General features: G+C 40.1%; 12 protein-coding genes. All 12 read right to left on the bottom strand.

The window, feature by feature from the left end; genetic code table 11:
• Positions 1–116: 116 nt before the first annotated feature.
• The 12 genes from typA to purD all read right to left on the bottom strand — a co-directional run bounded on the left by typA (position 117) and on the right by purD (position 15,631).
• Positions 117–1,946, bottom strand: a complete 1,830-nt coding sequence (gene typA / locus IGI79_RS05910) for a translational GTPase TypA (RefSeq protein WP_065096760.1) — start codon at positions 1,944–1,946, stop codon at positions 117–119.
• 347 nt (positions 1,947–2,293) lie between these two features.
• Positions 2,294–3,061, bottom strand: coding sequence for an inositol monophosphatase family protein (locus IGI79_RS05905; protein WP_195274399.1), 768 nt, complete (start codon positions 3,059–3,061; stop codon positions 2,294–2,296).
• A 4-nt stretch (positions 3,062–3,065) separates the two neighbouring features.
• Entirely contained in the window at positions 3,066–3,341 is a 276-nt protein-coding gene (locus IGI79_RS05900; RefSeq protein ID WP_065096761.1) for a UPF0223 family protein, read from the bottom strand.
• A 167-nt stretch (positions 3,342–3,508) separates the two neighbouring features.
• Positions 3,509–4,915 (bottom strand): dihydrolipoyl dehydrogenase, encoded by a 1,407-nt coding sequence (gene lpdA, locus IGI79_RS05895; RefSeq protein WP_010735668.1) that lies wholly within the window; start codon positions 4,913–4,915, stop codon positions 3,509–3,511.
• A gap of 7 nt (positions 4,916–4,922) precedes the next feature.
• On the bottom strand, positions 4,923–6,575 hold the full coding sequence (locus IGI79_RS05890; protein WP_108145716.1) for a dihydrolipoyllysine-residue acetyltransferase: 1,653 nt from the start codon (positions 6,573–6,575) through the stop codon (positions 4,923–4,925).
• Between the two features lie 24 nt (positions 6,576–6,599).
• A complete protein-coding gene (locus IGI79_RS05885; protein WP_010735670.1) occupies positions 6,600–7,577 on the bottom strand; it encodes an alpha-ketoacid dehydrogenase subunit beta in 978 nt (325 codons plus the stop codon).
• Positions 7,578–7,579: 2 nt separating this feature from the next.
• Positions 7,580–8,689: a pyruvate dehydrogenase (acetyl-transferring) E1 component subunit alpha gene (gene pdhA / locus IGI79_RS05880; RefSeq protein ID WP_010735671.1), complete on the bottom strand. Its 1,110-nt coding sequence runs from the start codon at positions 8,687–8,689 to the stop codon at positions 7,580–7,582.
• A 519-nt stretch (positions 8,690–9,208) separates the two neighbouring features.
• Positions 9,209–10,645 carry a PLP-dependent aminotransferase family protein gene (locus tag IGI79_RS05875; RefSeq protein ID WP_195274401.1) on the bottom strand — a complete coding sequence of 479 codons (1,437 nt, stop codon included), beginning with the start codon at positions 10,643–10,645 and terminating at the stop codon, positions 9,209–9,211.
• Between the two features lie 243 nt (positions 10,646–10,888).
• Entirely contained in the window at positions 10,889–11,866 is a 978-nt protein-coding gene (gene guaC / locus IGI79_RS05870) for a GMP reductase (protein ID WP_019723828.1), read from the bottom strand.
• 239 nt (positions 11,867–12,105) lie between these two features.
• Positions 12,106–13,227, bottom strand: coding sequence for a hypothetical protein (locus tag IGI79_RS05865; RefSeq protein ID WP_065096735.1), 1,122 nt, complete (start codon positions 13,225–13,227; stop codon positions 12,106–12,108).
• Between the two features lie 105 nt (positions 13,228–13,332).
• Positions 13,333–14,247 carry an aldo/keto reductase gene (locus tag IGI79_RS05860; RefSeq protein ID WP_065096736.1) on the bottom strand — a complete coding sequence of 305 codons (915 nt, stop codon included), beginning with the start codon at positions 14,245–14,247 and terminating at the stop codon, positions 13,333–13,335.
• 118 nt (positions 14,248–14,365) lie between these two features.
• Entirely contained in the window at positions 14,366–15,631 is a 1,266-nt protein-coding gene (gene purD, locus IGI79_RS05855; protein WP_065096737.1) for a phosphoribosylamine--glycine ligase, read from the bottom strand.
• Positions 15,632–15,642: the final 11 nt, after the last annotated feature.

Genomic DNA, 15,642 nt, shown 5'->3' with positions numbered 1-15,642 from the left:
GTTCACCAACTGCTTTTAGCTAGTATTTTATTGAATAACTATATTTGATTGATGATCGATCCTATATAAAAAAAAACGAACCTCAGAGATTTCTCTCTAAGATTCGGTCAAAATTATTATTTTTTCTTTTTAGATGCTTTTTCACGTGCATTTTTTTCTAAGATTTGTTTTCTTAGACGGATGTTTTCTGGTGTTACTTCACAATACTCATCGTCGTTCAAGAATTCTAATGATTCTTCAAGTGTTAATTGTTTTGGTTTTTTGATGACTGAAGTTTGGTCTTTGTTAGCTGAACGAACGTTAGTCATTTGTTTTGCTTTCGTGATATTGACTGTCAAGTCATTCTCACGGCTGTTTTCACCGATGATCATACCTTCGTAGACTTCTGTACCTGGTTCCACAAACACCGTACCACGTTCTTCGATACTCATGATTGAATACGTTGTTGCTTTACCTGTATCGATCGACACTAAGGCACCTTGGTGACGTCCGCCGATTTGGCCAGGAAGCATTGGCAAGTATTGATCAAATGTATGGTTCATGATTCCGTAACCACGAGTCATTGATAAGAACTCTGTTGAGTAACCGATCAATCCACGAGCAGGTGTCAAGAATGTCAAACGAATTTGACCATTTCCTGTATGGACCATATCTTGCATTTCACCTTTACGTTGGCTCAATGATTCGATGACACTACCCATGTATTCTTCTGGTGTGTCGATTTGAACACGTTCAAATGGTTCACATTTTACGCCATCGATTTCTCTTTCGATAACTTCTGGACGTGATACTTGTAATTCATAGCCTTCACGACGCATGTTCTCGATCAAGATCGATAAATGAAGTTCACCACGACCTGAAACTGTCCAAGCATCTGGTGAATTCGTTGGTTCAACACGAAGTGAAACGTCTGTTTGTAATTCTGCCATCAAACGTTCTTCGATTTTACGTGATGTCACGTATTTACCTTCGCGTCCAGCAAATGGAGAGTTATTGACTAAGAAAGTCATTTGTAATGTTGGTTCATCGATATGCAAGATCGGTAATGCTTCTTGATGATCGACTGGTGTAACTGTTTCCCCAACGAAGATATCTTCCATTCCTGAGACAGCGATCAAGTCACCAGCTTTAGCTTCTTGGATCTCTAAACGTTGTAAGCCAAAGAAACCAAATAATTTTGTCACACGGAATTTCTTCACTGTGCCATCAAGTTTGATCAGTGATACTTGGTCACCAACTTTGATTTTCCCTCTGAAGACACGGCCGATACCGATACGTCCAACATAATCATTGTAATCAAGTAATGATACTTGGAACTGTAAAGGTTCATCGCTATTGTCAACTGGTGCAGGGATAGCTTCGACAATTGTATCAAAGATCGGTGCCATTGTTGGTTCTTGGTCCGCTGGATCATCGGATAAGCTTGATGTTCCGTTCAAAGCAGATGCGTAGATCACTGGGAAATCCAATTGATCATCGTCTGCGCCTAATTCGATAAATAATTCTAAGACTTCATCTACCACGAACTCTGGACGAGCAGATGGTTTGTCGATTTTGTTTACAACAACGATCGGTGTGATATGTTGCTCTAAAGCCTTTTTCAATACGAAACGTGTTTGAGGCATTGTTCCTTCATAGGCATCTACAACTAAGACAACGCCGTCTACCATTTTCATGATACGTTCTACTTCACCACCGAAGTCCGCGTGTCCAGGTGTATCCATGATATTGACGCGAATCCCTTTATAATCAACAGCTGTATTTTTCGCTAAGATTGTGATTCCACGTTCTTGTTCAAGTGCGTTTGAGTCCATCGCACGTTCTTGTAATTGAGTGTGGGCGTCTAATGTGTCAGATTGTTTTAATAGTTCATCAACTAATGTTGTTTTTCCGTGGTCGACGTGGGCGATGATCGCTACGTTACGGATGTCATTTCTTTTATTCAATTTAAGTAACTCCTTTTTTATCGATTCTTTATCACAGGGCAATTTTACTCGACTGTTTATTATACCAAACTTTTTTCATGAAATATAGTGAAATGTTTTCATTTTTTCGAGAAAATTAATAATTCGCCCTTTTTCTAATCAAAACAGCACGAAAAATCCGAATTTATGTAAAAAAATAGTCATTACAAAAACTTTTCCATTAGCCTATTCTATAAATGAATGTTCCGATACTATCATCGATCAAAAAAATAAGCGAAGGATTACATTGCTCAAAAAAGCAATTTTATCGTCCCCCACTTATTTTATAAGAACTTTTTGATGGATGTATCTCAAAGCTAGAAAAATAATCAATCCAATTGAAGCATGTCGAGTATGGTTCCATAGGCGGTTGGAGTTGCGGCTAAGTAATATTCTCTGCCACTGAAACTCAATGGCGCACCGGAAAACCCACTATATCGCATACCGAACTCTTCCAACAAGACATTACCAGCTGCGTAATCCCAAGGACTTAGATTAGAGATGTAGCCGATGTGGTTTCCTTTTAACATCGCGATCAACTCTAAGCCTGCACAGCCACACATCCGAACGCCGATACTTTTTTCACCGATAGCATGGATGTTGAATCGATCGTGCCCGAAGAGATAGCTATTGATTGCTACTAATCCTTTGTCTAATGGAAGGTCTTGCGGTTGGGGTAATTTCACATCGTTTTTGTAAACACCGATCGTTTTACCGCCCCAGTATAATTCATCTCGCATGACATCATAGATGAATCCTAGCTGTCCCACTCCATTTTCGTAATAAGCAAGCATGATACAAAAATTTTCTCCTTGAACCACAAAGTTCAACGTACCGTCAATGGGATCAATGATAAAGACTTGACCACTCAAATCAGATAGGTCATTGTATCCTTCTTCTTCTGCCAAGATTTTTGCTTGCGGATAGACGGAATTGATTTTGTTGATCAAAAATGCTTGGATTTCCCGATCCATATTCGTCACTAGGTCTTTACGATTCGTTTTTTCTGTGACCATTAGCTGATCATTTTGCGCATGGACGATCTTTTCTTTTGCTGCTACTAACCAGGTCACGATTTCCTTAATCATTTTTTCCATTGTCTCACCCATTCATTTTCAGCATTTTGTTCGTGTTCTTCTTTGCCTCTTGGACAGTACGGTATAGCGAATAGCCAGAAGCTTTTTCAAACTCGCGTCCTAACCGTTTTTCTTCTCCAATCGATTTGATCACTGTTTTGAATTGTTGATAGGTTGTTAGAAATTCCTGATTATTGATCCCTTGTTCATTCGCTTTTTCGAGGGCTTCCCACATGTTCATCACGATGACCATTTCTTCAGTGGTCCAGTCCAAGTCTAATGGATATTGATACTCATTCATAGATATTATCTCCTATTCTATTCATCCCTTTCAGTTTATCATAGAAAGAAGACTTCTTCCAAGTGGTTTTGCTCTATTTTAGTTTACATAATAATTTTATAGTCGCTATTTAGAGTAAAAAAAACACAACTCTCTCTTCTCAGAGAAAGTTGCATTTAGTTGAATGATTAAATATGGATCGGTAAGCCTAAAGCTAATTCAGCTGCGTCCATTGTGATCTCACCTAAAGATGGATGTGGATGGATCGTCAACGCGATATCTTCAGCGTTCATACCTGATTCGATTGCCAAAGCAAGTTCAGAAACCATATCACTTGCTCCAACTCCACCGATTTGCGCACCGATGATGACATTGTCTTCATTCGTTGTCACTAAGCGGATAAAGCCTTCTGTTTTACCTAATGATAAAGCACGACCGTTCCCAGAGAATGGGAATTTGTAAGCTGTTGCTTCTAGTCCGGCTTCTTTTGCTTCTTTGATCGTCATCCCTACTGATGCTAATTCAGGATCAGTAAAGGCAACAGCTGGCATGGCTTTGTAGTCAACTGCTACTTTTTTACCAGAGATTGCTTCTGCCGCGATTTTCGCTTCATAACTTGCTTTATGTGCTAAAGCAGCGCCTGGAACGATGTCGCCGATTGCAAAGATGTTAGGTACGTTTGTACGTCCTTGATTATCAACTGGGATCAAGCCACGTTCACCGATTTCAACACCAGCTTGTTCTAAGCCCATGTCTTCAGTATTCGGACGACGTCCAACAGTGACCATCACGTAGTCAGCTGTTACTGATTCTTCTTTTCCGTCTACTGCATATTTTACAGTTACGCTATCACCATTGTCGATTGATTCTTTAGCCATTGCATTTGTAATGACTGTTACGCCTTTTTTCTTGAAGTCATCTTCCACTAATTTCACCAAGTCTTTTTCATACGTAGGTAAAATTTGTGGTGAACCTTCAAGGATCGTTACTTCAGAACCTAAGTTTGCGTAAGCCGCACCAAGTTCAGCACCGATTACCCCGCCGCCTATGATGACGAATTTCTTAGGAACTTCTGTTAGGCTTAATCCACCTGTAGAATCTAAGACACGGCCACCAAATTTGAATCCAGGGATTTCGATTGGACGAGAACCTGTCGCAACGATAGCATGGTTGAATGAATAAGTTTGAGCAGAATCCGGATGGATCACACGTAATGTATGATCATCTACGAAGAATGCTTCGCCTTCGATCGTTTCAACTTTGTGTTTTTTCAACAAGTAGCCGACACCTGAAGTCAATGTTTTCACTACTTTGTTGTCTTTCCACTCTTGTGTTTTTGTAAAATCTAGTGAGACATTTTCACTTGTTACACCGAACATCGATGAATCAAGTGATTCTTGATAATGATGACCTGCTGCGATCAACGCTTTAGAAGGAATACAACCAACGTTCAAACAAACGCCGCCGATATATTCTCTTTCAATGATCGCTACTTTTTGGCCCATTTCAGCAGCGCGGATGGCAGCGACATAGCCGCCAGGTCCCGCACCGATTACAACTGTATCTAATTCAACAGCAAAATCTCCAACTACCATTTGTTTCTCATCCTTCCATCATTAATAGCTCTGGATCAGCTAATAAACGTTTGATGTTATTCATTGCTTGTTGTGCTGTCGCACCATCGACGATTCGGTGATCGAAACTCAATGATAATTTCATCACTCGGCCAACAACGATTTCACCTTCAGCATTGACGATTGGTTGTTGTGCAATTGTTCCTACACCTAGGATTGCTACTTCAGGGTAGTTGATTACTGGTGTGAACCAGCCGCCACCAACTGAACCAATGTTACTGATCGTGATCGTTCCATTACGCATATCGTCTGCCGCTAGTTTGCCATCATGAGCAAGTTTTGCTTTCTCGTTGATTTCGTCTGCGATCGCAAACATTCCTTTACGGTCAGCATCTTTCACGTTTGGCACATATAAACCATGGTCTGTATCTGTTGCGATACCGATATTGTAATAGTTTTTATAAACGATTTCTTGTTTTGCATCATCGATTGACGCATTCAAGATTGGGAATTTTTTGACTGTTGCAGTCAACGCTTTGACAACGTAAGGCAAGAACGTTAATTTCGTGCCGTTAGCAGCTGCCACTTCTTTGAATTTCTTACGGTTATCCCAAAGATTTGTTACTTCAACTTCATCATGTAAAGTGACATGAGGTGCTGTTTGTTTGCTGTTGACCATTGCTTTGGCAATTGCTTTACGTGTTGGTGTCAATGCCACACGTTCTTCTAGATCGCCTAAGTTTGATTTGAATGCTTTTGCTGGAGCAGCTTTTGTTTCAGCTGGTTTTGCAGCAGATGCTTCTGTTGGTGCAGCTGATTCAGCAGGTTTGCTTGCAGCTGCTGGAGCGCCTCCGCCAGATAAGAAGTTTTCGATATCTTCTTTTGTCACACGTCCGCCTTTTCCAGTTGCAGAAACTTGGCTGATATCCACGTCTTTTTCGCGAGCGAATTGACGAACAGATGGCATTGCTAATACGCGTTTATCTGGGTTTGCCGCTTCAGGGATACTTGAAGAACCTGAAGTTTCCACTTTTGCATCAGAAGTTGCTGCCGCTGGTTTGCTTGCAGGTGCACTATTGTGTCCTGGCGCATCGATCTCAACCAATACGTCACCAACATTTGCGACTGTACCTTCAGAAACAACGATTGTTTTCACAGTTCCTGTTACTGGAGATGGAATTTCTTCCACTGATTTGTCATTTTGCACTTCTAATAATGTATCGTCTTCATTGATCGTGTCACCGGCTTTAACAAACCATTTAACGATTTCACCTTCTGCGATACCTTCACCGATATCAGGTAATTTGAATTGGAATACGCCGCCGTCAGAAGCTTCTGCTGATGCAGATGAACTTTCTGTTGTTGGTTCAGCAGCAGGTGCTTCAGGTGTTTGCTCAGTAGCTGCCACGCCTTCGCTTCCGCTGTCTTCGTTTCCTTCATGTCCTGGTGCATCGATCTCAACTAATACGTCACCAACATTTGCAACTGTACCTTCTGGAACAACGATGCTTTTCACTGTTCCTGTTACTGGAGATGGAATTTCTTCCACTGATTTGTCATTTTGTACTTCTAATAATGTATCGTCTTCATTGATCGTATCGCCTGGTTGAACGAACCATTTAACGATTTCACCTTCTGCGATACCTTCACCGATATCAGGTAATTTAAATTGGTAAGCCATGGGTTTTTAACGTCCTTTCTTTCCTTAAAATTCTGCGATTTCTTTTACTTTTGCTTCGATGTCAGAAGCATTTGGCAACCAGATGTTTTCTGCTTGACCGAATGGGAAAACAGTATCTGGTGCAGAAACGCGTCCGATTGGTGCTTCTAATGAAAGAATTGCACGTTCAGAGATTTCAGAGATTACTTGAGTGCTTACGCCTGCTTGACGTTGTGCTTCTTGAACAACAACGACACGTCCTGTTTTTTCAACAGATTTGATGATTGTTTCAACATCTAATGGAGCAACTGTTCGTAGGTCAACGATCTCAACAGAGATACCTTCTTTTTCAAGATTATCTGCTGCCTTGATGGCTTCACGTACCATTGCACCATAAGTGATGATTGATACATCTGTTCCTTCACGAGTCACTGCGGCTTTGTCTAAAGGCACTTCGTACGCTTCATCTGGCACTTCCTCACGGAATGAACGATAAAGTTTCATATGCTCCAAGAAAACAACAGGGTCATTACTTCTAATAGAAGCAATCAATAATCCTTTTGCATCATATGGGTTTGACGGAATCACTACACGGATACCAGGAGATTGAGCAATCAATCCTTCTAAGTTATCTGAGTGTAATTCAGGTGTATGAACACCACCACCAAATGGTGAACGGATCGTTACTGGAATATTTCTTGTTCCACCCATACGGTATCTCGTACGAGCCATTTGTGCTACAACTTCATCCATTGCTTCAAAAATAAAGCCAAAGAATTGGATTTCAGGGACAGGACGGAATCCTTCAAGTGCTAAACCGAAACCTAATCCGGCAATACCTGATTCTGCTAAAGGAGTGTCAAATACGCGGTCTTCACCGAACTTTTCTTGCAATCCTTCAGTTGCACGGAATACGCCTCCGTTTTTGCCGACATCTTCACCAAAAACGAGTACGTTTTCGTCGTTTTCAAGTTCAAGTGCTAAGGCATCTGTGATTGCTTGAATCATTGTTTTTTGTGCCATGGTTATTTCGACTCCTTCGCTTCATAGATTGCAATTTGTTCTTTGATTGTTTGTGGTGTTTCTTCAAACATATTTTTCAAGAAATCTGAAACTTTTTGTTTTGGAACTTTATCTGCTTCAGCAATTGCTGCTTTGATTTCTTCTTTTGTTTGTTCGATGACTGCTTCTTCTTTTTCTTCGCTCCATAAACCTTTTTCAGTTAGGTATTTACGGAAACGGATCAATGGATCTTTTAATTGCCATTCATCGTCAACATCTTTTTCACGGTAACGTGTTGGGTCATCACCAGATAATGTATGTGGACCGTAACGGTAAGTCAATGTTTCGATCAATACAGGTCCGTTACCAGAGACTGCCCAGTCACGTGCCATTTTTGAAACAGTATAAACGGCTAATGGGTCCATACCATCGACTTGGATACCAGGGATACCAGCTGCTACTGCTTTTTGCGCTAATGTTTTTGCTGCTGTTTGTTTTTCACGAGGTGTTGAAATCGCAAATCCATTGTTTTGGATGTAGAATACAGCATTCGCATGATAAGCTCCAGCAAAGTTGATTGCTTCATAGAAGTCACCTTGAGAAGAACCGCCATCACCCGTATAAGTGAAAACAACATTTTTCTTGTTACGTTTTTTAAGTCCTAATGCAACACCTGCTGCTTGGACGTATTGTGCACCAATGATGATTTGTGGTGGTAGAGCTTTCAATTCTTCTGGGTAGAAGTTTCCAGCTGCATGTCCACGAGACCATAGAAATGCTTGAGATAAAGGTAAGCCGTGTTTGATCAATTGTGGAACATCACGGTAACCTGGTAATAGTACATCTTCTTTATCAAAAGCGAATGCACTAGCTAATTGACTTGCTTCTTGTCCAGCTGTAGGAGCAAAAAATCCTAGACGTCCTTGACGGTTCAATGCTGTGGAACGTTGATCCAATACACGAGACCAAACCATGCTAGTCATCAATTCTACTAACTCTTCATCTGTTAAATCTGGAACAAGATCAGGGTTTACTACTTTCCCATCTTGATCAAGTGCTTGGTATACCGGAAAATCTGAATTGACTTCTTCAAGCAATGCTTGGAAGTCGATAGGTGTTTTCTTGTTTGCCATTTATCACACATTCCTCTCTCATCTATAAGAAACTCTCTTCATTCCGCGGTTGAAACAGCGACGATATCTGTATCACTATTTCTCCGGCTTCACTAATAAATTATCACGTATTCCTCCGAAATACAAGCTTTAAGCACAAATTTTCACCATTTAAAAAAATTATAACAATCCCTATCTCTGTTAAAATAGTGAAGGTAATCACAAGGTAGTAAGCGGTTTACATTTTTTCTAAAAAAACATAGAGATGTTTCTCCCCTTTTATAACAATCGTTTCTTTTCTGTATTCAAGTTGTTACAACCTTTTACCAATCACTGTATTAATTTTTTTCTCGATAGTGAGTGATTACACAAATCACTTACTTTAATTTTATCCTTAACATAGGTTTTTTTACAAACAATAAGCCTGTCCAACTACATATTTCTTTTAATTGACAGGCAATACGTCAACATTTCCAGAAATTTCTTCACAAAATAAAAAAGAAAAGAAAAAAATAACAAAAGTTACTCTTTCTTTTCTTACTATTGCTTCTCTTTCGCTTCCAACCATGTACGTAGTTTGTCCATTCGTGAAACGAACAGTGGTAGGTCATCAGGACGCATACGGCTATAGTTGATTCTAAAACCAATGTCTTCGCCAAAAAGATAACCTGGAGCCACACCTAACCCCTCACGCAATAATCTTTCTGCTAATACTTTCGTAAACTTTTCACCCTCCCAAGTCAACCAGCCATAGTATCCGCCTGCAAGAGGGGCTAAATGAAAGAAGTCTTGCGAATCAACCCAACTACGTAAAAGCTGACTGTTCTTTTCTAGTCGTTGACACAGACTCGCCATGTTTTGGTCAAAAGAAGAATCAAAAACAGCAGTTGCGGCCATTTGTGTAAAGATACTCAAAGAGACATCCATCATTTTTTGTGCCTCAGACAATCGTTGGATCAGAATAGTTGGGCCCACGATCCAACCAATTTTAGTCGTTTCCCCCAACAAACGCGATAACGAACCGACATACAGCACATTTTCCGGATCAATTACATGGATCGGGGTGATAGCCTCTTGTTTCTCTGGAGAAAAGGCTAAATCAGCAAACACATCATCTTCTATGATCGGCAATTGGTATTTGCGACACAGCGCGACTAGACGTTGGCGGCGTTCAGCAGCCATTACAGTACCTGTCGGATTTTGAAAATTTGGATTGACTAAGACCGCTTTGATCTTATGCTTATGAATAGCTTCTTCCAATTTCTCTAGATCAATCCCTTGATCATCCATTGGAATACCGAACAAGCGGGTACCAAGTGCTTTAAACAATGGTAAGCGGTAGAAAAAAGTGGGGGATTCCACCGCGATGGCATCTCCTACCGACAAAATGGTTTGTAAAATCAGAAAGATCGCTTGTTGTCCCCCACCAGTGATTAGCAATTGACTTTTTTTAAACGAAAATCCGTTATTTCTGATCAAGCGTTCTCTGATCTGCGCCATCAGCGGTTGATACCCAAACACGGAAACGGCTTGTTCTTCTTTTAAGATACCTTCTAATGTATAATTGGGCATCTTCATATTAGGTAATACATCAAGCGGCATTTCACTTGAATATAAATCTAAAAAATCGGATTTCCGACTTGCTTCTTTGACTTTTTCTCCGTAACTATCAACGATTTTATCGTATCTTGCAGAGATCAATTGACGCCAATCGATCCGTGGCTCTGAAAAATCACCCCAAGTCACCGAAGAAATAAACCGACCACTCCCTTGACGACTTTCCAATATCCCTAGTCCACGCAATTCATCCAACGCATGAACAACAGTCGTACGATTCACACCAAAAAAATCAGCAAACATTCTTTCAGAAGGTAATTTATCTCCTGGTTGCAATTGCCCATTTTCGATTTTCTTCAAAATTTGGTCCATGATCTGTTGGTAAGCAGAACCTTTATGTTTAGTTATTCTCGTCCACATGCGCATTCTCCAAATATTTACTTTCTACTATTGTAGCTTAGTTTCAAAAAGAAAGAAAATGTAAAAAAAAGGAAGTGGGACATTCGTTCACCTCACCCACCTATAACCGAACAAACGGCGGGAACAAAAGTAACCTCTTCGAAAGATAAGGCGCCATCCACAAAAATTTGAAAAACAATTTTCGTGGATGGCGCCTTATTTCTCGAGGCTGAACACTTCCGTCCCGCCCTCTCTTACTTCGAATTAAATCGTATCTCCATTGAAAATCGAGTTTTTAACGATGACATAATCGACTTTACGAATCGATTCTAAGTCACGACCACCGGCATAAGAAATCGAAGATTGTAAATCTTGTTGCATTTCAACTAACGTATCTTTTAAAGACCCTTTGTGTTGAATCCAAATTTTCTTACCTTCAACATTTTTCTTTTCGCCTTTTTGGAATTCAGAAGCTGATCCAAAATATTCTTTGTAAACGACACCGTTCTCAACTTTTGTTTCTCCTGGTGATTCTTCGTGTCCTGCAAACAATGAACCGATCATCACCATCGTCGCACCAAAACGTACTGATTTCGCGACATCTCCAGGTGTACGGATGCCACCGTCCGCAATGATAGGTTTGCGGGCAGCTTTCGCGCACCATCTTAGTGCCGCTAATTGCCAACCACCAGTACCAAAACCAGTTTTGATTTTTGTGATACATACTTTTCCTGGGCCAATGCCGACTTTCGTTGCATCTGCTCCAGCGTTTTCTAATTCTCGAACGGCTTCTGGCGTGCCGACGTTCCCTGCAATGACAAACGTATCTGGTAAGTGCTTCTTAATGTGTTGGATCATCGCGATCACAGCATTTGAATGTCCATGGGCAATATCAATTGTAATATAATCTGGTACAAGCGATTTTTCTGCTAATTCTTCTACAAAAGCATACTCGTCTTTTTTCACGCCTACACTAATAGAAGAAATTAAATTTCTTGCTTTCATTTTTTCGATAAATGGGATTCGTGCTTCTTCTTCAAAACGATGCATGATATAGAAATAACCATTTTCAGCTAAAAATTCCGCAATCGTTTCATCAATGATCGTTTGCATATTTGCTGGTACAACCGGCATTTTAAAGGTATGTGAACCTAAAGTCACAGTTGTATCACATTCTGAACGGCTGTTTACGATACATTTATTAGGAATCAGTTGAATATCTTCGTAATCAAATACTTTCATCATATCGTCCTCTCGATTTCATATTCGTAAAAAACACGAACATTATCTACTTTTTTACGTGCTTATTTTTAGCACCTCAAGTAATTTAACGTAATTTCATTAAAAAATCAAGCTTTTCATTATAAAAAAGTTGTATTTTACTTTTAATTAAGTATTCGTGTAAAAAAAAGCGAACATTTTTAAACGTTCGCTTTTTTGATTGCTACCTTACTTTTTTGTTTGTAAAATCACAATGATTCTTAACGACTTTTTTCATGGTTACTTGTTGTTGGGCGATTTTGTTGGAAATCTCCCGCCATTTTTTTCGCACGATTCGTCCGGTCGGCGAAAGAACCTTGCGCTTTCAACTGAGCTACTTGTTGGAGTTTTCTATCCGTCTGTACATGCTTATCTACATCAACTGTTCTTAGTACTCCCGCACCTAAACTACGTACATAATCGATCGCTGACAGCACTTTAGGAGTATAGTGTGATTTGCTTATTGCTTTTAGATCAGTTAATGCCTGCCCACGCTGATAATTCAAACTTTTCAACGTATGGCTACCATTGACATACTGCTCTTTCCCGTTGATTTGCGCTCTGGTTTCAAAAAGTTCTCCCTCTTTTTTATTTAAATGGATCAAACTTTCTGCGTAATTCAACATACTTGAATGGAGTGACTCGATCGAATTGATGACAGGGCCTGCAATATGTTCAATAGAATGATGCGACTCCAAACCTCTCTTGAAATCCATGCGAAAATCAGGATTTTCTAAATCTTCACGATGCTGTAATACTTGTTTCGTTAAGGTTTTTAAATCATTTTTCCATTCATTTGATTCTTTATGTAGTACTTTAAACTCAGCTGATAAACGATCTTTACGTGTTTGTAGCGTTTTTTTACTTAGGTTTAGATCAACCGATTGTGGAATTTTTGCTTCACCACGGGCGAAAGTTACATCCTGACCAAGGAAGGAAGTGATATTTGAAATCAATTGTTGAAACACCTTGGGATAAAACTGTTCGTTACGTTTTTCAAGCATGAATCTTGCCGAATTTTCCTGATAACCCATTCTTTCGAAAGCCTTGCTTGGTTGATGAAAGCCCGCATGTAATTTTAATCGGATAGATTGGATATGTTTCTCCATTTTTTCCATCCGCATGGCGTTGGCTACCCACATTTCGATCTTATTTTCATAAGAATTGATTGGGTCGATAAGTTTTTTTGCTTGTGTTTCATTTTCAGGAAATTTATTCAATAAGTTATTTTGTTCTTTGGTGATCTCATTATATAGTTTTTGTTGTGTTTTATGTAATGTACTAAAATCGGCGTATAAGTATTTTCTCTCATCTTGTAATAGTTTCCTTAACTGTTTATCCATTGATTCTCCTCTTTTCTTCGATACTGTTCATCGTTTTTCTATTTTTGTAAAAACCGACTCTCTTTCTCATAAAAAACAGAGAGTCGGCTAACGATATCTTTTGTTTTATGGCAAAATATTGCCAGCAGCACGATACAATGCATACCAATCTTCTCGTGTCATATCGATCGTAGATGCTTTCGCGATTTCTTCAATTCTTGTCAGATTCATCGTTCCAGCAATCACCTGCATATTTGCAGGATGACGCAAGATCCACGCCGACGCTAAGCCGGTTGGTGTCGTCTGGTATTTTTCTGCCAGTTCGTCTAACGACTGATTCAATTCAGGAAATTTTTCATTCCCAATGAACACACCTTCAAAGAAACCATATTGATAAGGAGACCACGCTTGGATCGTCATCTCATGTAAACGAGAATAATCTAGGATACTGCCATCATGGTCAATACTTGCTTGGTCCGTCATGTTCACATGGATTCCCTGATCGATCATTTCGGAATGTTTAAGACCAAATTGTAATTGGTTCGCCAGTAATGGTTGGTTCACGTATTTTTTCAATAACTCGATCTGCATTGGCTTTTGATTGCTCACGCCAAAGAAACGAACCTTACCAGATTGTTCCAACTCATCAAACGCCTCAGCTACTTCTTCTGGTTCAACTAGCGTGTCTGGACGGTGAAGTAACAACGCATCAACATATTCCATATTTAATCGACGCAAGCTATCTTCAACTGATTGAATGATGTGTTTTTTTGAGAAATCAAACATCTTTCCTGGTACGATCCCGCATTTCGTTTGGATAAATAAATCATCCCGTTTTAGCGAAGTTTTTGCTAACGCTTGAGCAAAAATCGTTTCACAGTCCCCACCACCGTAAATATCCGCATGGTCAAAAAAGTTGATGCCATTTTCAAAAGCTGTTTCAATCACTTTTTCAGGTTGCTCAGAACCATTCAAACGCATACAGCCTAAAATGACTGAGGATACGAGCTGGTCAGAAGTACCTAAACGAATCTTTTTCATCAAATCTCATCCTTTCTTACCAACTCGATTTTACCATAACCACCATGAAAAGGCTTCAAAAAAAATAAAACTATTTTTCCTTTTCGGCAAAAAATAGTTTTATTTCTTTATATGCCTTTTACTTTTGTACCAAGGCTTTTGAGCCGATATCTCTCCGATAGAATGTATGATCAGTATTCTTGACTTTTAAAACAGAGTATATTTTTTCTTGTGCTTCTTCGATCGTTTGACCGCTTGCTTCCACCAGGTAAATTCGACCACCTGCTGCTACTAATTCTTTTTCTTGTTCCTTCACTCCAGCATAATAAACTGAAACTTCTCGATCAGCTGAAAAATCCGGAAGTAAGGCGCCTTTTTGGTAATTTTCTGGATAACCTTCCGCAGCAACGACTACGCCCAAGCGATAGCCTTCTGTTTCCCATGTCAACTCTACCGACTTTCCTGTTAGTAGGCGGTCAATGATTTCAGCTAAATCACTTTTGAGTCGCGGCAAAACGACTTGCGTTTCCGGGTCACCAAACCGAGCATTGAACTCGATGACTTTTGGACCGTCTGGTGTAGCAATCAAACCTGCATATAAAATACCAGTGAACGACCGTCCTATGTCTTTCATCCCTCGCACTGCTGGTTTCAACACACCTTCGACCGCTTGATCAACCATGGCTTGTGGAATTTGAGGTACAGGTGTATAGGCGCCCATTCCACCAGTATTTGGACCTTGATCTCCATCATAGGCTCGCTTATGATCCTGTGAGATCACCATGGGATAAACTTCTGTATCACGAACAAAAGCAAGCAAAGAGAACTCTTCTCCTGACAAGAACTCTTCCACGACGATTCGTTGTCCACTAACACCAAACCGATCATTTTCTAACATCTCTGAAGCGGCTGCGACAGCGACTTCCAGCGTTTCTGCCACAACCACACCTTTTCCAGCTGCTAATCCGTCTGCTTTGATAACGATTGGCGCACCTTTTACTTCAATGTATTCCCTCGCTTCATCAAAACTTGTAAAAGTTTGTGACTCTGCGGTAGGAATACCTTGACGTGTCATGAGATCTTTGGCAAAACTCTTTGAACCTTCAATCAAAGCTGCGGCTTTTGTTGGACCAAAAATCGCTAGTCCAGCTGCTTGGAAATCATCAACGATCCCATTGAGTAGAGGGATCTCTGGACCTACAAATGTCCAAGTGATCCCTTCAGATCGAGCGAATTCGATCAATCCTTCATGATCCGTTTCAACAAGATCCACCAATCGAATCCCATCTTTTTTCATCCCTGCGTTTCCAGGTGCGCAATACACCGCTTCGACTAACGGGCTAGCTGTAAGTTTTTTACTGATTGCATGTTCTCGTCCCCCCGAGCCAATCACTAAACATTTCATTTTATTCACTC

The sequence above is a fragment of the Enterococcus sp. AZ084 genome, from assembly GCF_051714905.1.
Lineage (GTDB): Bacteria > Bacillota > Bacilli > Lactobacillales > Enterococcaceae > Enterococcus_B > Enterococcus_B pernyi.
The sequence above is the reverse complement of the archived record's forward strand: the minus strand, read 5'-3'. Positions and strand labels throughout refer to the sequence as shown.